This window comes from Candidatus Neomarinimicrobiota bacterium, assembly GCA_021734025.1.
Lineage (GTDB): Bacteria > Fidelibacterota > JAANXI01 > JAANXI01 > JAANXI01 > JAANXI01.
The window spans coordinates 16,339-39,402 of sequence record JAIPJS010000019.1 but is presented as its reverse complement, the minus strand read 5'-3'; the positions used below and the strand labels follow the sequence as shown (position 1 = coordinate 39,402).

Below are 23,064 nucleotides of genomic sequence, written 5' to 3'. Positions count from 1 at the left end.
TTTACTTAATTATAATTAAATATAATATAGCAATTCTTACATATATAAATAAAAAATATATTTGTTCTTATATATGGGAAGCTTAGGGGGTTGCATCTCCCGGAAACATTCTCGTAACGTTGTCATCATTGGATTTGGATGGCGATCAGCCTGGTGGCACATGATTTGAAATAGGTGTTGGGGTTTTACAATACCGATCTGAATTGTCGTCAACTGTTCTGAGCACGGGAGGAATAATATATGAGAGTACTGAAACTGCCGAAAGTCAACCAGGATGAATTTGTCCTGGCGCTGCAGGAATTTGGTGAGGTGCATATTCCCATGGCGAAGGGGAAGGATAATTACATCTTTGGAAAAATGGAAGATCCGCAGGATATGGCCTGGGAATATTTGCGGACAATCACCCCGCCAAAAAAATACATGACTCCTCCAAAGGAAACCCTGGTGTCCTACGATACAAACATGGGATACGAGGAAGTCGATCCCGAGTATCCGGAGCGACAGATTCTGTTTGGCGTCCACCCGTGTGATATCCATGGTATAAAAATTTTGGATATGATTTTTGATGGGGAATATAACGATACCTATTATTACAAACGCCGCAAGGATGTTGCCATTATCGGACTGAGTTGCACGCCGGACGACAAGTGCTTCTGCCGTTCTATGGGGACGGACTTTGTGGAAACCGGATTTGATCTCTTCTTGTCCGAACTGGAGAAGAGTTACCTTGTGGCCGTTGGCTCCGGATTTGGCGATCAGATTATTCAGCATACGCAGGACCTGCTGCGCACACCCACCGATGACGATCGCAGAGAGTACCTGGAGACACGGAATAGTCGCCGGGAGGAATTTCAGGTGGAGCTGGACACCTCAGACTTACCTTATATCCTGGACCTGGAACGCGAAAGCGAGGTATGGGACGAAATCGGGGCCCAGTGTCTGGTATGTGGATCATGCAGTATGGTGTGCCCGACCTGCTACTGTTTCAATATCTATGATAAGCAGAACCTGGATGGGCAAACCGGCGATCGGATGCGGGAGTGGGATTCATGCCTGTTTAAGAATTATACCCGGGTGGCCGGCGGTGAAACATTCCGGGATACCAGAGCCGATCGGGTGAAGAACCGGTATCTGCACAAGCAGCGGCATTTTGTGGAAGAGTTCGGCCGGCCCAGCTGTGTGGGCTGTGGACGCTGTATTGATGCATGTCCTGCCGGAATTAACGTGGTAGAAGTATTTCAACGATTACGGGGAGTGACGACCTAAGGAGGATTTATGTTTCCATCGAATATATACGAGCTGGAAAGCCGGGCCAGAGAAGACAATCCGTATTTGCCGCAGTTGGGCAGGATTGTCCGCCGGGTGCCAATGGTCGAAGACAATTATCTGTTCCTGGTGCGATTCGATGATCCGGAGATCGGCGACAGCTTCACATACAAACCAGGGCAGTTTATGGAATTATCCGTAATCGGTACCGGTGAATCGCCAATATCCATCAGTTCCACGCCGACCAGGAAGGGATTGCTGGAATTTTGTGTCCGCCGGATGGGACGGAATACCAATGCGCTGTATCGGTTGAAGGACAACGACATCATTGGACTACGTGGGCCGTACGGCAACGGTTTCCCTGTGGAAGAGATGGAAGGATCAAACCTGCTGCTCATTGCCGGCGGACTGGGAATGGCTCCGCTGCGATCTCTGCTCAATTATGCGCTGGATATGCGCCATAAATATGAGCGGATTATTCTGATGTACGGCAGCAAATATCCGGAGGATATCCTGTTTCGGGATGAATTGGAATCATTGGAATCGCGGGAGGATATCGAATGCCTGCTGACGGTAGAACAGGCCTATGATTTACCGGATGCCAAGCCGTGGCACGGCAAGATCGGGATGGTCACGGATCTCTTCAAAGAGATCGATAATATTGACATCTATAACACGTATGCGGTCGCCTGTGGCCCGCCCATTTTTTACAAATTTGTGATCCAGGAATTACTGGACCGACAATTCCCGAAAGATAAAATCCTGATGTCGCTGGAACGCCGGATGGAATGCGGAATCGGGAAATGCGGACACTGTGGGATCGGTTATAAGTATACCTGCATCGACGGTCCGGTTTTTACCTATTGGGATGCGATGAACCTGCCGGAAATGATAGACTGAGGGAGGAGATAACGGTGAGTAATAAACCACGAGTCGGCATTTACGGATTAACGTCGTGTGCCGGCGATCAGCTGGCTATTCTGAATTGTGAGGACGAACTCCTGTCCCTGGCCTCCGCCCTGGATATTAAATCCTGGGTGATGGCGCAGTCCGTGAACGACGAGGAGTCCGAACTGGACATCGCGTTTGTGGAAGGTGTGATTGGTTCCGACCGGGATTTGGAGACGCTCCGGAGCGTTCGGAAACGTGCAACTATCTTAATTGCTATCGGCACGTGCGCTGTCTGGGGTGGAGTTGCGGCAATGAAAAACCATCTCTCCAGAGAACGGATGCGGGAACTGGTATACGGGGATAAAGCGGAACATATTGATATCCAAAAGGCGCTGCCGTTAAAGGCGGCTGTCGATGTGGATTACGAGCTCGCTGGCTGTCCGATAGAAAAGCACCAATTTCTGACTTTGGTCGGTTCACTACTCCATGGAGACCTGCCCGAATTTCCGCAGGTGCCGGTCTGCAGCGAGTGCAAGATGAATGAAAATGAGTGCCTGCTGGTACACCGTGAGGAGGTCTGCTGTGGGGCGTTGACGCTCGCCGGATGCGGTGCCAGGTGCCCCAGTTTGAATATTGCATGTGTCGGCTGCCACGGCCCGGTGGAAGAGGCGCACTATAACGCCAACTTTCGGGCATTGCGGGCGCACAATCTCTCCAAAGATGATATTATGCGGAAGATGAGCATCTTTTCATCACCGGCCTGGATGCCCAAGGTGCTGCTCCAGGATGACTCACTTGAAAAGGAGGGAGACTATGCCAAAACAAATTAACCAGTCCATCGATATTCCGCATCTTGGAAGGGTCGAAGGTCATGGCGGAATCCACGTGGAGATTACGGATGGCGAAATTTCCCAGGTGGATATGGAAATCTATGAAGGTTCACGGTATTATGAAGTCCTGGTCGTGGGGAAACACTTTACCGATGTCCCACCAATCGTCTCGCGGGTGTGTGCTATCTGTTCAGCCGACCATACCCTGGCATCCCAGATGGCAGTTGAGGACGCTATGGGCATCGAAATTACGCCGCGTACTCGTCTGTTACGCGGACTTTTGCTGCACGGTTCGATGATTGAAAGCCACGCACTCCATGTGTTTGCACTGGCACTTCCGGATCTGCTGGGATATCCGAGTTTGCTGGCCATGGTAGATGACTATCCGGAACAAGCCACTATTGGACTGGAACTAAAGAAGCTCGGCAACACTGTCCAGGAGATGATCGGCGGCCGGGCCATCCATCCCGTGAATGCTGTGGTCGGTGGTTTCGGCAAAATCCCTTCCAAAGATGACCTGATCCATCTGGCTGATCAGCTGGAACATGGCTTGCATGATGCCCTGAAACTCGTTGATCTGTTGGGATCACTGGATCTCCCGGATTATTCTGACGAAACCAACATCTATGCCGCCCTGCATAATGCTGAGGAACGATATAGCTATCTCGGGCATGAAATATTTACGTCGACCGGGGAGCGAAAGCCAATCCACAAGTTCCGCGAAATATGCCATGAACGGGTAGTGGGCCATTCCACGGCCAAGCAGAGTCTGTATTCGGACAATCCGTTTATGACTGGGGCCCTGGCGCGGATTAACATTAACGGTCATCTGCTGGAAGGAAAAGCCAAAGAAGTCCAGGAACAACTGTTGTCGGACCTCCCGAATTACAATGACCTGCACAATAACACCGCCCAGTTCATCGAAATAATTCATTCGCTGCAACGAGCACACTACCTGGTTCAGCAATTGATACAAGAACCACTGGACGACGAAAACCCCATCCGGAAGACCGGGAAATCCGGTGTTGGCGTTGGTGCGCTGGAGGCGCCGCGCGGTACCCTGTACCACTACTACGAGATCGATAAAGCGGGCGTCGTTACAGATGCGGATATCATCACTCCGACGGCGCAGAACCTCGCGAATATCGAAAAGGATTTCCGGACTGCAGTAGAGCAGAAGATCGAGAGTTCTCATGATGAACTGAAGCACCAGCTGGAGATGATCGCCCGGGCCTACGACCCGTGTATCTCCTGTGCCGTACATCTGGTGGATGTGATGTTTCGGGATGAACGGGAAGGGGTATAGGGTAGGGAACAACCTGTTGGTAGTAACCGCTTTAGCGGTGTTTGGGCAGAATGAAAAAGGCAGAAGTGGTAAAACTGAAGGAAACTGGAAATATCAGGCGGGACCAAAAACCAGTGACCCAAAACTGTGGACACACCACGCTTGACCGTATTAACGATAACACCGTAACACAATAACACTTTAACACAGTTTTAACCCGAACACTTGAACACTTAAACACTATAACACAGTAACACTCCGCCGGAGGTGGAAACACAAGAACACGCTGTTACAGGAGCACCTGTCTCAAAGAGATCCCTATGGGAAACACCCAAACACATCAACACGGCCGTTACCTTATCGCCGGGGCGGGTAATACCCTCATGGGCGATGATGGGGTCGGGATCCGGGTGGTAGAATCGTTGGAACAACACCAAGATTTCCCCTACGATTTACGCTATTGCGGCACGGACCTTCTCACCCTGGCAACGGTGAAAAAAAAGTACCTCCACATTATAGTGATTGATGCCGTTCGATGCGGAGTGTCACCTGGGACGATTCATTGGTTTACCCCGGATCACCTGGAGAGTTACTCCTTAAGTGGTTCGGCCCACCAGATTTCGGCATGCGAGGCACTTGCATTGCTCCCTTTGATGAACCCCCTCCTCGGCGAGACATCGTTCTCTATCGTCGGAATTGAGCCTGCTGACACTTCCTTCGGTGAGCAGCTCAGTCCACCGATACATCGCGTAGTTTCAAAAGTCGTAAAAGTCTTTCTGCAGGAGGACGGTCCGGCAGAGGTAATCCGCTTGTGCAGGAGAAGAGAGACACCCTTGCCTGGGTAACGCGCTGAGAAAATATTTTATAGAATAGTAAAAATTTTGTGTAAAAATCTGTTTTTCTATGATGTGATATCGTAATTTCATTTTACCACTTGAACGTAGCACTCGAACTCTATTCCGAACGGATCGTCATATGAAAAAATCTCCGTTGAAGATCCTGGCGATTAATCCGGGCTCCACATCAACCAAAGTTGCATTATTCCAGGATACCGAGGGAACCACTCGGCAGAATTTGGAGCATTCACCGGAAGAGTTGAACAAATTCGACTCGATCTGGAGCCAACTGGACTTCCGACTGGCAGCGATAGAAGCATTCCTCTCAGAGACCTTGTCTGAAGGTGAATCGTTAGATGGCGTTGCAGGGAGGGGAGGTTTGCTCAGACCAGTTCCTGGCGGAGTCTACGAGGTGAATGCGGATATCGTCAAAGATGCAGAAGTTGGATATCAGGGTGAGCACGCGTCCAATTTGGGGTGCGCACTGGCTGAACACATTGCACAGCAGTACGACACCAGGGCGTTCATCGTCGACCCGGTTAGTACGGATGAAATGGAGGATATCGCGCGGATTTCGGGACATCCGGCTATCGAACGCCGTGGATTGAGTCACGCGCTGAACCTGCACTATGTCGCCTGCAAAGCATCAGAATCAGCCGGTTTGAATCCTGTTGAATCAAAGTTCGTTATCGCTCATCTTGGAGGGGGCATTTCGGTGGCCCCGGTCGACGGTGGACGAATTATCGATGTAAACGATGCCAATAACGAAGGGCCGTTTTCCACGACCCGCTCCGGAACACTTCCACCGGTAACCCTGGGCGAATGGATAGTTAACAGCGAATTTACTATAAATGAAGTTCGCAATGAACTGTTGAAAAAAAGCGGATTATTGGGGTATCTCGGGATCGCGGACGGAAAGGAAATACAGCAACGGATTGAAAATGGCGATTCGGAAACCGAGCAGATCATCTGCGCGATGGCGTATCAGGTTGCCAAAGAGATTGCAGCAATGAGTTCGGTACTTTGTGGTAATGTGGACAGCATTATTCTCACCGGCGGGCTGGCGAAATTGCCAGCGCTTGTCCAGCAAATCATAAAGCGGACTGAGTGGATTGCCCCTGTCACCGTGATGGCCGGAGAATACGAAATGGAGGCGCTGGCCAATGGGGTGTACCGCGTGTTGACCGGAAAGGACGGCCCAAAGCATTATCCCTCAGGAGAAACACCGAAATGATTCGTAGCTTTGCAGAGCTCGTATCAGTAGCTAGGTCAGGAGAAGCTAAGCGTGTCGTAATTGCCGGCTGTGGAAATAAGGCAGTCGTCGAAGCTGTCCGCCACGCGGCAGAGGAGGAATTTTCAGTACCGATACTGATCGGAAATGAAAAAGACGTTGAGCAGGCACTGCCGCACTTTCCGGCGGAAGCGTTTGTATTGACTTTCACGGAGGAGGATGACAGGAGTATCGCAGACACTGCCGTTTCGCTAATCATGAATGGCGAGGGAGATATTCTCCTGAAGGGGAGTGTATCAACCGAACTGCTGATGAAGGCCGTACTAAACAAGAAAGCCGGTATCCGGGATTTTGATCTACTTAGTGACTGCTTCCTGTTCGAAACCGATGACCGAATAGTCACTATCACTGACGGCGGCGTCGTACTCTATCCGGATGTCGACCAAAAGCAACGCCTCATAGAAAATGCCGTCAGACTTTACCATTCCCTGGGATACGAGGAGCCGAAAGTGGCCGTCTGTGCCGCCATCGAAAATGTAAACGAAAAAATGCAGGCCACTGTGGATGCCGCCGAATTAACTCGACGCAACCGGGAGGGCGAACTCACCGGATGTATCGTGGACGGGCCGTTGGCGCTGGATCTGGCTCTGTCCCAGGAAGCGCTGGCAATCAAGGGTGTTGAGTCACCATTGAACGGCTCTGCGGATATTTTAGTAATGCCGAACATCGAGGTGGCAAATATGGTGGCAAAGAGCACCCAATACATCGCCGGGAAAGAGGCGGCGCATATCATCATGGGGGCCAGCAATCCGGTATTGATTCCCAGTCGATCGGATACGGCGCGAGGGAAATATTTGAGTATTGCGCTGGCAGTTGCGGTGTCGTAATAAGTGTTTTTTTGACTAGCCCCGGGCTTCAGCCCGGGGGCAATGATTATTCAAAGAAGTAATTTTGTTATCCCGCTGATACTTTCTAATTAAAAAATTCCCGAGGTCTCTGTTTCGGAGTCACTTAGAGACACGGTAGGTAGGCGGTTCGCGTCCAATGGGGGAGGGATCCTGAGCCGGACCATCGAATCTTCGGACGCTATGAATAGCGTCCCTACCGGGGCGATTCCTGGGATTGTTCGGCGCGCAAGAACAGAGGTTGGATGAGCTAAAGGATGATGACGCTCTTAGGTGATTTTGGGGTGCGGAATCACAGTGGATGGGCGGATGCTCTGCCTCGGGTAGTTCTTTTGAGGACTCTTAATGTCCAAGTGTTCTATATAAGTAAGACTAACAAAAGTATCTAAAAAATTTTAGATGTCTAAAGTGATACTTGGAAGTATGCGTGTTATTAATTCCGAATACCAAGTAGAAAATTATTTTTCTTTGTAATCTGCCAACCACTGCTCCACTTCCGGCACTAGCTCTTCAATAATCCGCTCCCGGGTTTCCCGGAACGCCTGACGGATGTGTTCTGTGGAACCCTTCACATGAATCGGATCCGGAAACGGGATGTGCATCCGTTCACCCTTCTCCGTGGGGACAAGCGGGCATCGTTCGTCGGCATTGTCACACACGGTAATAATCAGGTCAAAATCGTTCACCTTCAGCTCGTTCCAGTGCTGGGATTTTTGACGCCGGATATTAATACCGATTTCCTTCATCACATCGATAGCCATGGGATGGACTACACCGGAGGGGTTACTGCCGGCGCTATAAATTCGCGCTTTGTCTGCATATTTTTCCCGAAGTAAGCCTTCGGCAATTTGGCTCCGGCAGCTGTTTCCGGTACAAACAACCAATATCGCGGGCTTGTTGGTATCTGGCTTTTTCCAAAACATGGTGAGGAATATAAGAAATATGCACTCAAGCCCGAAGAAAAAGTCATAGCTGTTTGGAAAAAATATTCGAACAAGTAGATTATTATAGTCACCGTGAATTCAGGAAGGGAGTTATCCATGGATTTGGAACAGTTGCGATCTAAAATTTCCGCATTTCGGGAATCGCGAATTATTTATACCGCCCTGCACTGGCGACTTTTCGATTTTATCAAAGATGGTAACACTGCTAAAAACATAGCAGAAAGTGCCGAAACGGATTCCCGGGGCACAGAACGGCTTCTGAATGCTTTGGTGGCCATGGAAATTCTGCAGAAAGACAACGGGAAATTCCGGCATACCGAATTGAGCCGCCGATACCTCACCGAATCCAGCCCGGAGTCACAGCTGGAGAGCCTGCTGCACAGTGGACAGAGCTGGAAAAACTGGAGTGATCTCCCGGAGATTGTGAAAACCGGTGAACTCCCTGAGCGTAAACGGGTCTTCGACGATCCGGAGCGGTATCGCACTTTTATTCTTGCCATGCACGATTACCAGGAAGAACAGGCACCGGAAGTTGTACGTCAGTTAGAGGTAAAGCCAAACGCCCGGATTCTGGACTGTGGAGGCGGACCGGGTACCTACGCCAGAGCTTTTGCCAGAGAATATCCGCAGGCAGCCGTAACGCTGTTTGATCTGCCTGACGCGATTGAAATAGCCAAAGAATTCGAATCTCCACCGCAAAACCTCGATTATCGCAGCGGTGATTTCTTTCTCGATGACCTTGGTGGATCCTATGATCTGGTATTTCTCTCGAACATCATCCATTCCCATTCACCGGAACGGAATAAAATCCTGCTGCGCCGAATAGCGGAAGCATTGGCTTCTGGTGGCGAACTCATCATCAGAGATCGCTACCTGGATGAGACCGGGACCGTTCCAAAGGGAGCAGTAATTTTCGGACTCCACATGCTAGTCAACAACCTGGAAGGCGGGACGTATACCGTGGATGAGACGCAGAAATGGCTCCGAGAGACTGGGTTCGAAAATCCCGATTACCGGACAATTGAAAATCATACTGAGGTGGTTATTGGGTATAAGGAATAGGGTATAGGGTGACGGCATTGTTTCGTAATTTTTCTCAAACTTTCTCTTATTCCTAATCAGGTTATTAATTGAGGGAGAATGGAAAAGGGAGAAAGGAGAATGGGAAAACTGTTGGTGGTTCGTAGTTGGTTGTTTGTTGTCGGGAAGGTAGAATGGTTTCAGAGGGGAAAATTGAATGCTTATGAAATACAACAACTAACAACCAACTACCAACAATCAGAAACCAACAAAAACGCGGCTAAAGAGGTAACTACCAACACGCGAAGCGTTCCAGACACCGGACGATGGACTCAAGACTCTTGACCCTATTCAACTATAACAACAGTAACACGAAAACACTTTAACACATTTTTTACTGCTTTAACGTGATAAAATCAGTCACATCCCTTCTCAATTCTGGGAAGCGAAAAATAGCCCAATCCCATGTAGATACCGGCATTGCCGCATTCGTGATACTGGCACAAACCTTGTAATATTGTTTAACAGACTATCACCGTGCCCGTCACAGGAGGAAAGTATGAACATTGGAATTATCCGGGATCACGCCAACCAGGAGCACCGGGTGGCACTGACGCCCTCAGGTGTTGGTAGCCTCCATAAAAATGACCACACTATTTTCCTGGAAGAAGATGCCGGCATCCATTGCAATTTCCATAATGCCTACTATGAAGAGGCAGGCGCGACCATCGTCTATTCCAGAGAAGAGGTATTTCAGCGCGCTGACCTTATTCTGAAAGTCTCCCCTCTGACTATCGAAGATTGTGGGTTCCTGCGTCGCGAACAGATTGTGTTCGGATTTCATCACCTGGCCGTAGAGTCATCGGAAGTTATCGATGCCCTGATTGAGAAGCGTATTACGGCCATCGGATACGAGATTATCGAAGATGACCACGGTGACCTACCAATTCTCACATCCATGAGCGAAATCGCCGGGCAGATGAGCGTCCACGTGGGCGCCCACTATCTACAGAATGAACAGGACGGGCGCGGCATATTGTTCGGCGGACTCCCGGGCGTCCCGGAAGCTGCTGTCGTCATTCTCGGAGCAGGCGTGGTTGGACTGAATGCGACGCAGTCAGCACTGGGGCTCGGTGGCCATGTGGTCCTCCTGGACAGTAACGTGAGGAAACTGCGCAAAGCCGCGAACCTCTTTGGAAAACGCGTCACTACAGCGCTTGTGAACGATCGCAATCTTCGGAAGGCGGTGGAATTTGCGGATGTTTTGATTGGTGCAGTGCTCATTCACGGCGATCGGACACCGCACCTGGTGACCAGAGAGCACGTGCAATCCATGAAGCGCCGGGCTGTGGTGGTGGATGTCTCCATCGATCAGGGCGGATGTGTGGAGACCAGCAGGCCGACGTCACTGGCAAATCCGTCGTATACCGAGGAGGACGTCATTCACTATTGCGTACCGAATATGCCATCGAATGTCGCGCGGACGGCCACATATGCATTGACGAACGCCAGCCTGCCGTTTATCACCGGCATCGTGGATCAGGGCTTAAATAATATGCTAGAGCGGGATAATGCCCTCCGGCGAGGTATATATTTTTATGAAGGCACCTGTACCAGAAAGCGTACTGCCGAGCAATTCGATATCGAATATCGGGATATCGATAACCCGTTTCTACGACAATAACGACTAAAGGCCAGAATCCCCCCATATGCACTGGCACGACCTCTATCAGACAAAACAGACTTCCCCCGAAGATGCAGTAAAGATCATCCAGTCCGGCGATAATGTATTCATCCCGATCAGTTCCGGAGCTCCGCAAAAATTAATCCCTGCACTTGTTGCCCGCGGACATGAACTGGAAGATGTGAAGATCATCCACTTTTCCACCCTCGGTCCCGCGAAATATACTGACCCGGAATTTGAAGGCCACTTTCGACATATCGCATTTTTCATCGGTGGCAATGTGCGCCAGGCGGTAAATGAAGGCCGCGCCGATTATGTACCGGTCTTCTATCACGAAGCGCCGGCGCTGTTCAAAGAGGGCGTCTACTCATTGGATGTGGCAATGATTCATGTATCGCCGCCGGATGAGCATGGCTTTTGCAGTTACGGCGTCGCTGTGGATGCCACCAAGCCGGCTGCTGAGTCAGCAAAGACCGTTATTGCCGAGGTAAATCCGAATATGCCGCGGACATTGGGAGACAGTTTTATCCACGTCCGGAACATCGACCACATCGTACCGACGGATTACCCGCTGGAGGAATATCCCCCGGCAGAGTACACGGAGACTCATGCCAAGATAGCCCAATACATCGCCGACCTCATCGAGGACGGTTCCACAATACAACTCGGAATAGGCGGGATTCCGGAGGCTGTGTTGACCTACTTACACGACAAAGCGGATCTGGGGGTGCATACGGAAATGTTTTCCGACGGGCTTATCGAGTTGATCGAGCGGGGGATTGTAACCTGTGCAAAGAAGGCGCTCCATCCGGGGAAGATCATCGCAACCTTTCTTATGGGCAGTCATACGTTGTACAATTTTGTGGACAATAATCCCATGATCGAATTCCGGCCGGTCCATTACGTCAACGATCCGGCGGTGATTGCCCAGAACAATCAGATGGTAGCAATTAATTCGGCGCTACAGGTGGATTTTACCGGTCAGATCTGTGCTGATTCACTGGGACATAAGTTCTACAGCGGCTTCGGCGGACAGCTGGACTTTATCCGCGGCGCAGCCCACTCGAAGGGCGGCAAGCCGATTATCGCTTTACCAGCAACAGCGTCTGACGGAAAAGTGTCCAGAATTGTACCGGAGCTCTATTCCGGTGGAGGCGTGGTGACAACACGCGCAGACGTACACTATGTAGTGACGGAGTACGGTGTCGCGAATCTACATGGGAGAACAATCCGGGAGCGGGTGAAGGCGTTAATCGGAATCGCGGCGCCACAGTTTCGGGAAGAATTGACCGCAAAGGCCAAAGACTTTAACTATATCTGAGAATGAATCTAACAGAAAATATCGGGGACACTCTATGAGTGCAAAAAAATCGCGAGGAATGGTATTTTTCCGGGTGGAGGAGTGTAAAGGCTGCAGCCTCTGCGTGGATGCGTGTCCGGTGAACGTGCTGGAGCTATCGCCGGAGTTGAACAGTCACGGATATCACCCGTCGACCTATAAGGGAGAAGGTTGTACTGGCTGCGGTGTCTGTTATTATGTTTGTCCGGAGCCGGGCGGTATTAAAGTGTATAAACGCTACAATCCTGAAGTGCATGGCGCGGAGGCGGCATAATGTCAAAACTATTGATTAAAGGCAATGAAGCCGTTATTAAAGGGGCGCTGCTAGCCGGATGCGACGCCTTTTTTGGCTATCCTATAACTCCGGCATCAGAGATTGCGGAAGCGGCCGCGTACTATTTTCCGGAAGTGGGAGGAACATTTCTGCAGGCCGAAAGTGAGGTCGCATCAATAAACATGGTCTACGGTGCCTCTGCTTCAGGCCAACGGGTGATGACGGCTTCATCCAGCCCGGGCATCAGCCTGAAGCAGGAAGGCGTCTCCTATATCGCCGGTGCAGAATTACCCGCGGTCATCATTGATATCATGCGTGGCGGCCCCGGACTCGGAAACATTGCACCGGAACAGTCGGACTATAATCAAGTGGTGAAAGGTGGCGGTCACGGGAACTTTAAAACGCTGGTGCTGGCGCCGAACAGCGCGCAGGAGATGTGCGACCTGACAATGCTGGCGTTCGACCTGGCGGATAAATATCGGAATCCGGTGTACGTTCTCGCCGACGGTTTCATCGGCCAGATGATGGAACCGGTTGATTTCCCAAAACCGAACAGGCAAATCCCAGAGAAGTCCTGGGCGGTTCAGGGAACGGCCGAGACCAGCGATAACCTCATCGCTTCCATCGAACTTGATCCGGATGATCTGGAAGAACTCAACCGGAAACTCCAGAAAAAATATCAGCAGATGGAAGAGGAAGAGGTCCGCGTCGAAGAATACCGGTGTGAGGACGCAGATGTTATCCTCATTGGATTCGGGATCGTCTCCCGGGTTATCCACTCCGCCGTGGATAAACTCCGCGAAATGGATGTGAAAGCCGGGATGTTACGTCCGATTACATTATTCCCGTTTCCTAAGGATTATATTCGAGAATATGCGAACCAGGTGAGCAAATTTTGGGTTATGGAGCTGAACAACGGTCAAATGGTAGACGACGTCCGGTTAGCGGCGCCATCGGGAACGGAGATTGAATTCTACGGCCGCATGGGCGGCAATGTAATGAGCACTGAAGAGATTATTAACAAGGTGCTGGAGGGACAGTCATGAGCGAAAATATCCTGAAAAAACCCGAATCGTTTTACGACGACTTCCAGCGAAAACCTGGAGCGGATACACTGACGACGCATTATTGTCCCGGCTGCGCTCACGGGGTACTGCATAAACTGGTTGCCGAGGCGCTGGACGATCTCGGCGTCAGGGAGAAGACAATTTTTATCAGTCCGGTGGGGTGCAGCGTGTTTGCGTATTACTATTTCCACACTGGAAACGTCCAGGCGGCCCACGGTCGCGCATCCGCTGTGGCTACAGCGGTGAAACGTGCGCATCCGGACAGCATTGTGATAAGCTACCAGGGCGACGGCGATCTCGCCGGTATCGGTGGGAACAATATCCTCCAGGCGGCGAACCGCGGCGAAAATTTTACGACCATCTTTGTCAATAATGCGATCTATGGGATGACCGGCGGACAAATGGCGCCGACCACGTTGATTGGCCAAAAAACCACGACCACTCCCAGAGGAAGAGCGTTCGAGAATGAAGGATACCCAATGCGGGTCTCTGAATTGCTTGCGACGCTGGATGCGCCATCATACATCGAGCGGGTGATGATTGGCGATCCCAAGTATACGATGAAGGCCAGAAAAGCGATCCGGAAAGCCATCAAGGCGCAGATTGAAGGGAAAGGCTTTTCGCTGGTAGAGGCCCTTTCGGCTTGTCCCTCCGGGTGGAAGATGACTCCGGTAGAGGCTAAAAACTGGGTGCAGGAAGAGATGACCAAGATCTTCCCGCTGGGCGTCACTCGGGATAAGATCGCAGAAATTGAGGGGAAGGTCCATAACCGGAACGGGAACGGCCGGAAGCCCTTGTCGGATAAGGAACTGGTGAAGACGCTGGATATTCCGGAGGCAGAGACCAGCACAATCTACCCGCTTCCCGAAGTCGAGGATCGGTATAAACATTCGGAGATCAAAATCGCCGGGTTCGGCGGACAGGGCGTGCTGTCGCTGGGCGTCGCATTGTCGCAGATGGGGATGATTCACCAGTATCACGTAAGCTGGTTGCCGTCCTACGGCCCGGAAATGCGCGGCGGAACAGCCCATTGCCACGTCAAACTGGATCACGAACCCATTGGAGCGCCATTGATTGAGAACCCAACTATCCTGGTGGCAATGAACAAGCCATCAATGGACAAATTTGAACCGAATGTTGTGGAAGGCGGAGATGTATTTTACAACAGTTCCTTGATTGATGAGCCGCCCTCCCGGACCGATGTGAATGCGATTCCGGTGAATGCCACTGAAATCGCTGACGAACTGGGCAACACGAAGGCTGCGAATATTGTAATGCTTGGCGGAATAATCGCCAAAACCGGAATCCTGGAGCTGGAGGCAGTAGTCAATGAAATGCACCAGCTCATCAAAAAGAAACAGTATGTGGATCTCAATGTGAAAGCGGTGAAGGCCGGCTTTGAGGCCGTCCAATCAATGTCACCCTGAATGAAAGATACATGAAACTTATACTATCCGTTCTGTTGAGTCTTTCCTCAAAGGGGTGAGAGGAAAAGTAGATATTCGGAAGCAGTTTTTTTGTCCGTTTATCGGCCTTGGCATTCGGTTTGAAACGCCTACACCTCACTACCTATCAGAACCCAAACTCCCTCCGGTCAAACAGTGGGTTCCGATGTACGGCAGTTCGGCAGCCGTTTCAAACCGAATGCCACAGTCGGATTTTTTGGCACTTTTTTTAAAAAAAGTGCAGACTATCCAAGTAGTGTTTTATCCGCCTCGATTATACCATTTAATGATTACCTGAAACCCATGGCTACACCTTCTTCCACTTCTTTTTTCTTGACAAAAAAAGTGATCAAAAAGTCAAGGCCCCGATAAAGGCGACTACTCAAAATCCAAGATTTTGGTCGTCCCTAATCGGGGTAAACTGGTGTTTCCAATTTTGACCGCCGCTCGCTGAAGCGGTGCCCAATATAGACAGTCCAACGGGATCCCTTCCGGGACATGGCCAAGGAAAACAGAATCATAGTTTTTATAAAACGGAACTCAGTTATCTGATTGCCGTGGTGATTGTTGAAGCAACGCACTCACCTTTGGTATTTCTTCGTAATGAGAGAAAGAACAACAAATGAAGTTTTGATTTGAATAGATCTGTTTGTCAAAGTAACTCTCTTTTTCTATGTTGGATGAATTCCGAAGCGAAAAATCACAAACAGCAGAGGTGTACGGCCATCTCCGAGACGATATTACGCGAATTTCCGCCAAATCCGAACCTGGTGAATTACCACACCCGCCGGCAGATGACAACTATGATGTCCGAACGCTATACGCCGGACTCCGACTGGTATCCCAGCGGTTGGACTCGGAAACTCGGAGCTATCGCTGGCATTACAAACATCCATCTGATGCGCCATAAACTCCGTCTGAAGAGGAATCCGGAAATGTCCTGGGATAAAATTATTCCATCGGTGGAGGCTGTGCTCATCGGAGCATGGGAAGGTATTGAAATCAAGGAAGCGCCGGAGGTGGTAAACGATCGCCGGGAATTTGAATTACCCGATGGACTCTATTTTGAAAAACGTCGTGTTTTTGAGGGAGTCGATCACTCTAAAAAATATACTCCGGCGGAAAAATTATATGAGATCCCGGGAATTACAACGCTTGTGTTTTATAAGGATCAGGTGACAGTGAAGCGAGGGTATTGCTATCCATGGGAGGAGATAGAACCGGAGGTTATCGAGGTGCTTCAAAACCTAACGGTATGAACCGTGACCTGAATAGCCCCGGGCTCTAGCCCGGGGATCAAAGGCCCAAATGAGTATTATAGCTTAATAGGATATGAATGGACGAAGACAAATTGTTTTTTAAGATTCAAAAAAGTGTATAGAAAGGGAAAATAGATGACCAATAAAACAATCAATATTTCCGAGATTGAGCCCAAAACCACCACTCACGGATCAATCTACGAGTGGTCACGACAAAAGATCACTGATAAACTCGACGGAGAAAAACTCGGCGCCAGTATCTACGAACTCCCGCCGGGAAAACGTGCATTCGTCTATCATTTCCATCATGCTAATGAAGAACTTTTTTTCGTTCTCGAGGGAAATGGTACTGTCCGAACTCCGGAAGGGAATCAGGAGATCACCGAAGGCGATTTCTTCGTGGCGGTGACCGGAAAAGAGGGGGCGCATCAAATTATCAATAATTCGGATGAACCGCTGCGCTACCTAGCCGTCAGCACGATGATTGAGCCGGAAGTTGTTGAGTATGAGGATTCGGAAAAGGTGTTCGTGATGGCTGGCGCGGCGCCGGGTGGAGACAAGGACCGGCGAGACCTGAATCTCATCTTTAAGCAGGCGGATGCCACCGATTACTGGGATGGCGAACCTGAATAATTCTGCTCAGCTGTTTTCAACGACACGAACGTCCGGAGAGACTTCTCCCCGCTGGATGAGCCAGTTAATGGTATCTTCAAGAATTCGAAGCAGCGGGCGATAGGAGTATCCCAGTTTCTCTTCCGAAGCAGCGGAACTGAAGTTGTAATATTTGCCGAAATAATCTTCTACGAATTCAGGGGTGATCATCGGTTCGGTATGAAACATGCCGGAAATCCATTTCACCGGATGGGCCAGAACTTTGCCCGCTCCGGAACTTAAATGAATTGCCGGTGCAGATCGGGTGCTCATTTCGGAAATTTGTTGCAACAAATCCGCAATAGTAATCCCTGTTCCAGCCAAAATATACCGTTCTCCCGGCAGTCCGTGTTTTTCCGCGAGCAGCATCCCTTCAACCACATCCCTGACGTCTGTAACCGAAAGAGCCCCATCATAGGAAAACGGTATTTTTCCGTTTAGAAAATCCCGGACAATACCGTTGGAAGGCGTAATTTTATAATCGTTCGGCCCCAGAACCAATCCCGGAAGGACAAAAACCACATTGAGATCCAACTCCTTTGCCATCTCTCTGGCAACCTGCTCCGAGCGGGTTTTGGCAACATTATACGGGGATGCCGGATTCTCATTCCAGTCCGACGGCCCGCGCCCATGGTCAAACGAGTCACCCCCGCCAATGGAAACGGCAGAACTCACGTAGATAAGTTTCCTGATCCCTTGTTTTTTCGCGGCCTGGAGCACATTCCGGGTTCCCTCAATAGCCGGTTTAATGATTTCCAGTTCCGGGTTGACGGCTGCTGTTTTATAGACCGCCGCCGTATGGTAGACCACATCGCACCCCGCCATGGCATGAACGAGCGAATCCGGAACTAACAGGTTTGCTTCGGCTGTTTCAATATCCAGTTCCTGGATCGGCTCTAGATTACTAGTGGAGCGAATGGTGCCACGAACTGTCCGACCCTCTGCTAGCAAGGCCCGGCAGAGAGAATTTCCGATGTGACCGGTGGCTCCGGTAACGAGTACTGGCATGCCTGTCCTCATCTTTTGTTTTGAATATCTGGTAATTTGTAATATAAGGAATCATTCCGGGAGAACACGCCATTTTCACCAGAGACATTATGTTTGAATTTCATCGGATTAAAAGTTAAAATCAGGTTCACAGGGAAAGCCTCACTGATTTTTACCGGGTTTTAATTGGCTAAACCCCTAGGAACATTTCTTTCCACGAAGAAAATTAAGCGGTAAAAGGACTACTATTTTACAGCATCCAGCAACATCGTCACCCATCATCCGGGGGCTTGTAACACTACTCATTATTTATATGAAACAAAAACTTATCCACTTTTTATAGCAGAGAAGGAATACGTATGTCATCGGCTATCAGTTTCTTTGAACAGGTTAACCGCAGCTTTGATAAGGCGGCGCAATATACGGATCATTCCCAGGGGTTGCTGGATCAGATAAAAAATTGTAACAGTGTCTATCATATTGCCTTCCCGCTGGAGCGGGATGATGGCTCAATAGAGGTCATCCATTCCTGGCGTGCCGAGCACAGTCATCACAAGCTGCCGGTGAAGGGCGGTATCCGCTATGCTATGAACGTCAACGAAGATGAAGTGATGGCTCTGGCCGCGTCGATGACCTACAAATGCGCCATCGTCGACGTGCCGTTTGGTGGTGGCAAGGGGGGCGTGAAAATTTCGCGCCCCCAGTATTCGCAGGATGAGTTGGAGCGGATAACCCGGCGGTACACATTTGAACTGGTGAAAAAGAATTTTATCGGCCCGGGATCAGATGTGCCGGCGCCGGATTATGGTACCGGTCCCCAGGAGATGTCCTGGATCGCCGATACCTATATGGCCATGTCCGTCAACGAGTTGAACACCATGGCCTGCGTAACCGGGAAACCGGTCTCTCAGGGAGGCGTTCGCGGACGGCTGGAAGCCACGGGCCGTGGCGTTTGCTTTGGCATCCGGGAAGCGTGTGATCGTCCGGAAGATATGCAATCGCTGGGATTCAGCACCGGCCTCGGCGACAAAACCTTTATTATACAGGGTTTGGGAAATGTGGGATACCATGCGGCCAAGTTTATGCAGGAGGGGGGCGCCACGCTGGTCGGTGTCTCGGAATACGAAGGCGGCATTTACAACCCTGATGGCCTGGACGTAGACGAAGTGGTTTCCCACCGGAAAGAGTCCGGTGATATCCACGACTTTCCGGGAGCAGAAAATATTGAATCCTCCCTGGAAACGCTGGAGAAAGAGTGTGATATCTTAATCCCGGCGGCGCTGGAGAACCAAATCACCAGGGAGAACGCGCCTCGTATCCAGGCAAAAATCATTGGCGAGGCAGCCAACGGCCCGGTGACAGCGGATGCCCATGACATCCTTACGGAAAAAGGGTGTTTAATTATTCCGGATTTCTACCTGAACGCCGGCGGGGTGACCGCCTCGTATTTTGAGTGGCTCAAGGATCTGTCGCATGTTCGGTTCGGCCGCATGCAGAAACGGTTCGATGAATCCTCAAATATGCGTATCCTGGATTCGATGGAGGAACTCGCCGGAAAGCGCTTCTCCACTATTGATAAAAAACAGGTGGCGCAGGGACCAAGCGAAGAAGACCTGGTGAACTCCGGTCTCGAGGAAACCATGATTGTTGCGTACAACGAAATACGAGAGGTGCAGAACCAGCATGGCGGGAAGGTCGATATGCGTACCGCCGCATTTATAGATGCCATTAACAAAATTGCCCGTTCCTACAAAGAAATGGGCATATTTCCGTAGAGAAATCGTAACTTCGAACGAGTGCAGTATTCAATCGGTGCTAAAATAGTATGAGCATTCGCAACAAAGGAGCACGTATGTCCCAATCAGGTTATTACCGATACCCCGTCATCCGGGATGAGTTGGTGATATTCGTAAGTGAAGATGACCTGTGGCAGGTCCCTCTGCAGGGAGGAACTGCAAACAGGGTAACCTCCAATCCAGGGGAAGTAACCAATTCCGCTATCGCCCCGGGTGGCAAATATATCGCCTTCACCGGAAGCGAAGAGGGGCATACGGAAGTGTATATTATGCCCGGAAATGGCGGAGAATCCCGGCGATTAACCTATCTTGGAAGTAATTCAAAAGTCGTCGGTTTTTCCAGAGATGGGAAAAGCGTGTTATTCTCCAGTAATGCGCATCAACCATTTGGACGATTTCATGCCCTCTGGAAAATTGATGTGGAGGGCGGACTGCCGGAGCAGCTGCCGTATGGGTTGGCGCACGATATCGCCTATGGTGACGAGGAGAGAGTGGTTATCGGACGTAATACCGGCGAACCGGCGCGATGGAAGAGATATCGTGGCGGGACTGCCGGTGTCCTTTGGATTGGCAACGAGAACGGCACGGATTTCCGCAAGCTTCTGGATATCGATGGTAATCTGGCCTCACCTCTCTGGATAAATGGAAGAATCTATTTTATCTCAGACCATAACGGAATCGGGAACCTCTGGTCGGTCAATCCCGACGGGAAAGATCTGCAGCAGCATACCAACCATAAAGAGTTTTTCGCCAGGAATGCAACTACGGATGGAAAATTTATTGTATATCATGCCGGTGGCAACCTGTACCGGCTGGAACCGGGGACGGATGCTCCGGATGAAATTCCGGTTGAATACCACAGCCAGCGGTCCGGACGTAACCGGAAGTTCGTCAGCCCCGGAAAATATCTGGAATCGTATGCTCCGCATCCGGAAGGACATTCGCTGGCAGTCACATCCCGTGGCAAGCCGTTTACCTTTGCCAACTGGGAAGGCGCGGTCGAACAGATCGGCCAGGCAAACAGCGTCCGATATCAAATGACCCGGTGGCTGCACGACGGCGACCGTCTCGTTACCGTAGCAGATGAAACCGGGGAGGAGCATCTGGAAATTTATGCTCCGGACTCGGGAGAGAAACGGGTGTGTTTGAATGATATGGATATCGGCAGACCGCTGAACCTGCACCCCTCTCCCACAGAGAATAAAGTTGCGTTCTCTAACCATCGCCATGAACTGGTATTGGTGGATCTGGACGCAAAAGAAGCCACGGTGCTTGATCGGAGTGAATACCAGCGGCTACGGGGTGTGGCCTGGTCACCGGACGGCTGTTGGATTGCCTTTAGCTGCGCAGAAACACAACAGACATTTTCCCTGAAAATTGCAAACGTTAAAAGTGGGAAATGCCACCAAGTTACGCCACCCCGATTCCGTGACGTACAGCCGAGTTTCGATCCGGATGGGAAATATCTGTATTTTCTATCTTATCGGGAATTTAACCCGGTTTATGACAGCATGTATTTTGACTTGAATTTCCCCCGGGGGATGCGGCCGTATCTCGTTACGTTGCGGGAAGAGATCCCGTCGCCGTTCATTCCCCATCCAAAACCGCCGGGAGGTTCCGGATCCAATTCTAATTCTAATGGGAATAATAGTCAGAATGATGAAGACTCCGACCACGACAAATCGGAAGTCGCCATCGACTTCGCTGGGATCGAAAACAGGATCATAAAATTTCCGGTTCCTGAGGGCCGGTACCAGCAGATCCAGGGGGTGAAAGGGAAAGCATTGTTTTCGGTACTGCCGGTAAAAGGGGCGCTGGATAGAAATATTATGTCCGGTGCACCAAAGGCTGATGCTACGCTTGAATACTATGATTTTTCAAAGCAAAAGAAAGAAACAGTTTCGAAAAACGTGACCAGTTTTCGGGTAGCGCAGAATAGTGGGACGCTGTTTTACCGCTCGAAAAACAAAATCCGGGCCCTGAAGATCGAACCGCTCAAAAAACAAAAAAGCAAATCAAAGCCCGGGCGTGAGAGCGGGTGGATTGATCTTTCACGGATAAAGGTCTCCGTCGACCCGCCCAGCGAGTGGGAGCAGATGTTCAATGAGATCTGGCGGCTCCAGCGGGAGCACTTCTGGACGGAAGATATGTCCGGCGTAGACTGGCAAACGGTGTACGATCGGTACCATCCATTGCTAAACAAAGTCACGTCCCGGAGTGAATTTTCCGATCTCATCTGGGAAATGCAGGGCGAACTCGGCACTTCGCACGCCTACGAGATTGGCGGAGATTATCCCCGGAAGCCGACCTACAAACAGGGATTCCTGGGTGCGGATTACGAGTACGATTCCGATGGCGAAGGGTACATCCTGAAGAATTTTATCCGCGGCGACAGCTGGAAAGATGATAGCGATTCGCCGTTGCGACTGGTGGGGGCCGGAATCGAAGAGGGCGACCTGCTGCTGGCGGTGAACGGTCAGCGGGTGAGTGCTGAACGCTCACCACAGGAGTTACTGGTGAATCATGCAGGGGATGAAGTAAAATTGACCCTAAGAAAACCCGGCAATGATGAACCGTATTCCGCGACAGTGAAAGCACTGAAAAACGAGACTGATGCCCGGTACCGACAGTGGGTTGAGCGGAATTTAGAATATGTCCGGGAAAGGACCGACGGAAAAGTCGGCTACGTACACATCCCGAATATGGGGCCGGTGGGTTATGCGGAGTTCCATCGCTACTATCTGGCGGAGGTGGATAAGGAATCGCTCATTGTCGATGTTCGGTTTAATGGCGGTGGACACGTCTCGCAGCTCATCCTTGAGAAACTTGCTCGTCAGCGGATTGGTTACGATGTGCAGCGTTGGGGGAAACCGGAGCCGTATCCCTCCGAGTCCGTACTGGGACCAATTGTCGCGCTGACCAACGAACATGCCGGCTCGGACGGCGATATATTTAGCCATTGCTTCAAACTCATGAATCTTGGTACTCTCATTGGAAAGCGTACCTGGGGCGGCGTCATCGGGATTTTTCCGAGACATTTTCTTGTAGACGGCAGTGTCACTACCCAGCCGGAATTTTCGTTTTGGTTCGAAGATGTAGGCTGGGGCGTGGAAAATTACGGGACGGATCCGGACATCGACGTGGACATCACCCCGGAGGATTATGCCAGCGGAGCAGATCCGCAGCTGGATAGGGCCATCGAGGAAATCCTGAAAGCCCGGGAAGATAACCCAACCGAACTCCCGGATTTTGAGGACAAACCAGATCTGTCGTTGCCGAAGTAAAACGGTGATACAGTGTTTATGTGATTGAGTGTTCAGGTTCCACGTCCCCTGTCCCATAATGGCCGCGAAG

18 protein-coding genes and 1 pseudogene are annotated in these 23,064 nt (G+C 50.6%); 17 read left to right on the top strand and 2 right to left on the bottom strand.

Annotation, left to right across the window (positions count from 1 at the left end):
* The first annotated feature begins 240 nt into the window (after positions 1–240).
* The 7 genes from K9N57_15180 to K9N57_15150 all read left to right on the top strand — a co-directional run bounded on the left by K9N57_15180 (position 241) and on the right by K9N57_15150 (position 7,226).
* Entirely contained in the window at positions 241–1,266 is a 1,026-nt protein-coding gene (locus tag K9N57_15180) for a 4Fe-4S dicluster domain-containing protein (protein ID MCF7805525.1), read from the top strand.
* Positions 1,267–1,275: 9 nt separating this feature from the next.
* Positions 1,276–2,166 carry an FAD/NAD(P)-binding protein gene (locus tag K9N57_15175; GenBank protein MCF7805524.1) on the top strand — a complete coding sequence of 297 codons (891 nt, stop codon included), beginning with the start codon at positions 1,276–1,278 and terminating at the stop codon, positions 2,164–2,166.
* Positions 2,167–2,180: 14 nt separating this feature from the next.
* A complete protein-coding gene (locus tag K9N57_15170) occupies positions 2,181–2,987 on the top strand; it encodes an NADH:ubiquinone oxidoreductase (protein MCF7805523.1) in 807 nt (268 codons plus the stop codon).
* Entirely contained in the window at positions 2,971–4,293 is a 1,323-nt protein-coding gene (locus K9N57_15165; protein ID MCF7805522.1) for a Ni/Fe hydrogenase subunit alpha, read from the top strand. The genes K9N57_15170 and K9N57_15165 overlap by 17 nt, the downstream gene beginning before the upstream one ends.
* A gap of 299 nt (positions 4,294–4,592) precedes the next feature.
* Positions 4,593–5,117: a hydrogenase maturation protease gene (locus K9N57_15160; GenBank protein MCF7805521.1), complete on the top strand. Its 525-nt coding sequence runs from the start codon at positions 4,593–4,595 to the stop codon at positions 5,115–5,117.
* Between the two features lie 130 nt (positions 5,118–5,247).
* Positions 5,248–6,342: a butyrate kinase gene (gene buk, locus K9N57_15155; GenBank protein MCF7805520.1), complete on the top strand. Its 1,095-nt coding sequence runs from the start codon at positions 5,248–5,250 to the stop codon at positions 6,340–6,342.
* Positions 6,339–7,226, top strand: a complete 888-nt coding sequence (locus K9N57_15150; GenBank protein ID MCF7805519.1) for a phosphate butyryltransferase — start codon at positions 6,339–6,341, stop codon at positions 7,224–7,226. Before buk ends, K9N57_15150 begins: the two co-directional genes overlap by 4 nt.
* 476 nt (positions 7,227–7,702) lie before the next feature.
* Here K9N57_15150 and K9N57_15145 read toward each other — a convergent pair whose 3' ends face one another.
* Positions 7,703–8,167: an arsenate reductase ArsC gene (locus K9N57_15145; GenBank protein ID MCF7805518.1), complete on the bottom strand. Its 465-nt coding sequence runs from the start codon at positions 8,165–8,167 to the stop codon at positions 7,703–7,705.
* 117 nt (positions 8,168–8,284) lie between these two features.
* On the opposite strand from K9N57_15145, the gene K9N57_15140 reads away from it, so the two are divergent.
* From K9N57_15140 to K9N57_15105, 8 genes and pseudogenes are all read left to right on the top strand, one after another.
* Complete coding sequence (locus K9N57_15140; GenBank protein MCF7805517.1) at positions 8,285–9,250, top strand: methyltransferase domain-containing protein; 966 nt, start codon at positions 8,285–8,287, stop codon at positions 9,248–9,250.
* A 517-nt stretch (positions 9,251–9,767) separates the two neighbouring features.
* Entirely contained in the window at positions 9,768–10,892 is a 1,125-nt protein-coding gene (ald, locus tag K9N57_15135; protein MCF7805516.1) for an alanine dehydrogenase, read from the top strand.
* A gap of 25 nt (positions 10,893–10,917) precedes the next feature.
* Positions 10,918–12,300 (top strand): annotated as a pseudogene (locus K9N57_15130) (4-hydroxybutyrate CoA-transferase).
* A complete protein-coding gene (locus K9N57_15125; GenBank protein MCF7805515.1) occupies positions 12,248–12,505 on the top strand; it encodes a 4Fe-4S dicluster domain-containing protein in 258 nt (85 codons plus the stop codon). Before K9N57_15130 ends, K9N57_15125 begins: the two are co-directional and overlap by 53 nt.
* Positions 12,505–13,551, top strand: coding sequence for a 3-methyl-2-oxobutanoate dehydrogenase subunit VorB (locus K9N57_15120; GenBank protein MCF7805514.1), 1,047 nt, complete (start codon positions 12,505–12,507; stop codon positions 13,549–13,551). The genes K9N57_15125 and K9N57_15120 overlap by 1 nt, the downstream gene beginning before the upstream one ends.
* Positions 13,548–14,999, top strand: coding sequence for a 2-oxoacid:acceptor oxidoreductase family protein (locus K9N57_15115; GenBank protein ID MCF7805513.1), 1,452 nt, complete (start codon positions 13,548–13,550; stop codon positions 14,997–14,999). Before K9N57_15120 ends, K9N57_15115 begins: the two co-directional genes overlap by 4 nt.
* A 698-nt stretch (positions 15,000–15,697) precedes the next feature.
* The gene (locus tag K9N57_15110) at positions 15,698–16,276 is read left to right on the top strand and encodes a NifU N-terminal domain-containing protein (GenBank protein ID MCF7805512.1); all 579 of its coding nucleotides are present in this window, start codon (positions 15,698–15,700) and stop codon (positions 16,274–16,276) included.
* A gap of 135 nt (positions 16,277–16,411) precedes the next feature.
* Positions 16,412–16,909: a cupin domain-containing protein gene (locus K9N57_15105; protein ID MCF7805511.1), complete on the top strand. Its 498-nt coding sequence runs from the start codon at positions 16,412–16,414 to the stop codon at positions 16,907–16,909.
* A 6-nt stretch (positions 16,910–16,915) separates the two neighbouring features.
* Here the strand turns inward: K9N57_15105 and K9N57_15100 are convergent, their stop codons facing one another.
* Positions 16,916–17,935, bottom strand: coding sequence for an NAD-dependent epimerase/dehydratase family protein (locus K9N57_15100; GenBank protein ID MCF7805510.1), 1,020 nt, complete (start codon positions 17,933–17,935; stop codon positions 16,916–16,918).
* Between the two features lie 338 nt (positions 17,936–18,273).
* Between K9N57_15100 and K9N57_15095 the strand changes: the two genes are divergently transcribed.
* Together K9N57_15095 and K9N57_15090 are read left to right on the top strand one after the other, a co-directional pair.
* Entirely contained in the window at positions 18,274–19,689 is a 1,416-nt protein-coding gene (locus K9N57_15095) for a Glu/Leu/Phe/Val dehydrogenase (protein ID MCF7805509.1), read from the top strand.
* Positions 19,690–19,766: 77 nt separating this feature from the next.
* Positions 19,767–22,994, top strand: coding sequence for a PDZ domain-containing protein (locus K9N57_15090; protein ID MCF7805508.1), 3,228 nt, complete (start codon positions 19,767–19,769; stop codon positions 22,992–22,994).
* Positions 22,995–23,064 lie beyond the last annotated feature (70 nt).

What these genes read in the sequence shown, in the direction of transcription:
- buk (MCF7805520.1), top strand. Translation starts at nt 5,248, where the DNA reads ATGAAAAAATCTCCGTTGAAGATCCTGGCGATTAATCCGGGCTCCACA.
- K9N57_15180 (MCF7805525.1), top strand. Translation starts at nt 241, where the DNA reads ATGAGAGTACTGAAACTGCCGAAAGTCAACCAGGATGAATTTGTCCTG.
- K9N57_15100 (MCF7805510.1), bottom strand. Translation starts at nt 17,935, where the DNA reads ATGCCAGTACTCGTTACCGGAGCCACCGGTCACATCGGAAATTCTCTC.
- K9N57_15175 (MCF7805524.1), top strand. Translation starts at nt 1,276, where the DNA reads ATGTTTCCATCGAATATATACGAGCTGGAAAGCCGGGCCAGAGAAGAC.
- K9N57_15160 (MCF7805521.1), top strand. Translation starts at nt 4,593, where the DNA reads ATGGGAAACACCCAAACACATCAACACGGCCGTTACCTTATCGCCGGG.
- ald (MCF7805516.1), top strand. Translation starts at nt 9,768, where the DNA reads ATGAACATTGGAATTATCCGGGATCACGCCAACCAGGAGCACCGGGTG.
- K9N57_15165 (MCF7805522.1), top strand. Translation starts at nt 2,971, where the DNA reads ATGCCAAAACAAATTAACCAGTCCATCGATATTCCGCATCTTGGAAGG.
- K9N57_15140 (MCF7805517.1), top strand. Translation starts at nt 8,285, where the DNA reads ATGGATTTGGAACAGTTGCGATCTAAAATTTCCGCATTTCGGGAATCG.
- K9N57_15115 (MCF7805513.1), top strand. Translation starts at nt 13,548, where the DNA reads ATGAGCGAAAATATCCTGAAAAAACCCGAATCGTTTTACGACGACTTC.
- K9N57_15120 (MCF7805514.1), top strand. Translation starts at nt 12,505, where the DNA reads ATGTCAAAACTATTGATTAAAGGCAATGAAGCCGTTATTAAAGGGGCG.
- K9N57_15095 (MCF7805509.1), top strand. Translation starts at nt 18,274, where the DNA reads ATGTCATCGGCTATCAGTTTCTTTGAACAGGTTAACCGCAGCTTTGAT.
- K9N57_15105 (MCF7805511.1), top strand. Translation starts at nt 16,412, where the DNA reads ATGACCAATAAAACAATCAATATTTCCGAGATTGAGCCCAAAACCACC.
- K9N57_15090 (MCF7805508.1), top strand. Translation starts at nt 19,767, where the DNA reads ATGTCCCAATCAGGTTATTACCGATACCCCGTCATCCGGGATGAGTTG.
- K9N57_15125 (MCF7805515.1), top strand. Translation starts at nt 12,248, where the DNA reads ATGAGTGCAAAAAAATCGCGAGGAATGGTATTTTTCCGGGTGGAGGAG.
- K9N57_15110 (MCF7805512.1), top strand. Translation starts at nt 15,698, where the DNA reads ATGAATTCCGAAGCGAAAAATCACAAACAGCAGAGGTGTACGGCCATC.
- K9N57_15145 (MCF7805518.1), bottom strand. Translation starts at nt 8,167, where the DNA reads ATGTTTTGGAAAAAGCCAGATACCAACAAGCCCGCGATATTGGTTGTT.
- K9N57_15150 (MCF7805519.1), top strand. Translation starts at nt 6,339, where the DNA reads ATGATTCGTAGCTTTGCAGAGCTCGTATCAGTAGCTAGGTCAGGAGAA.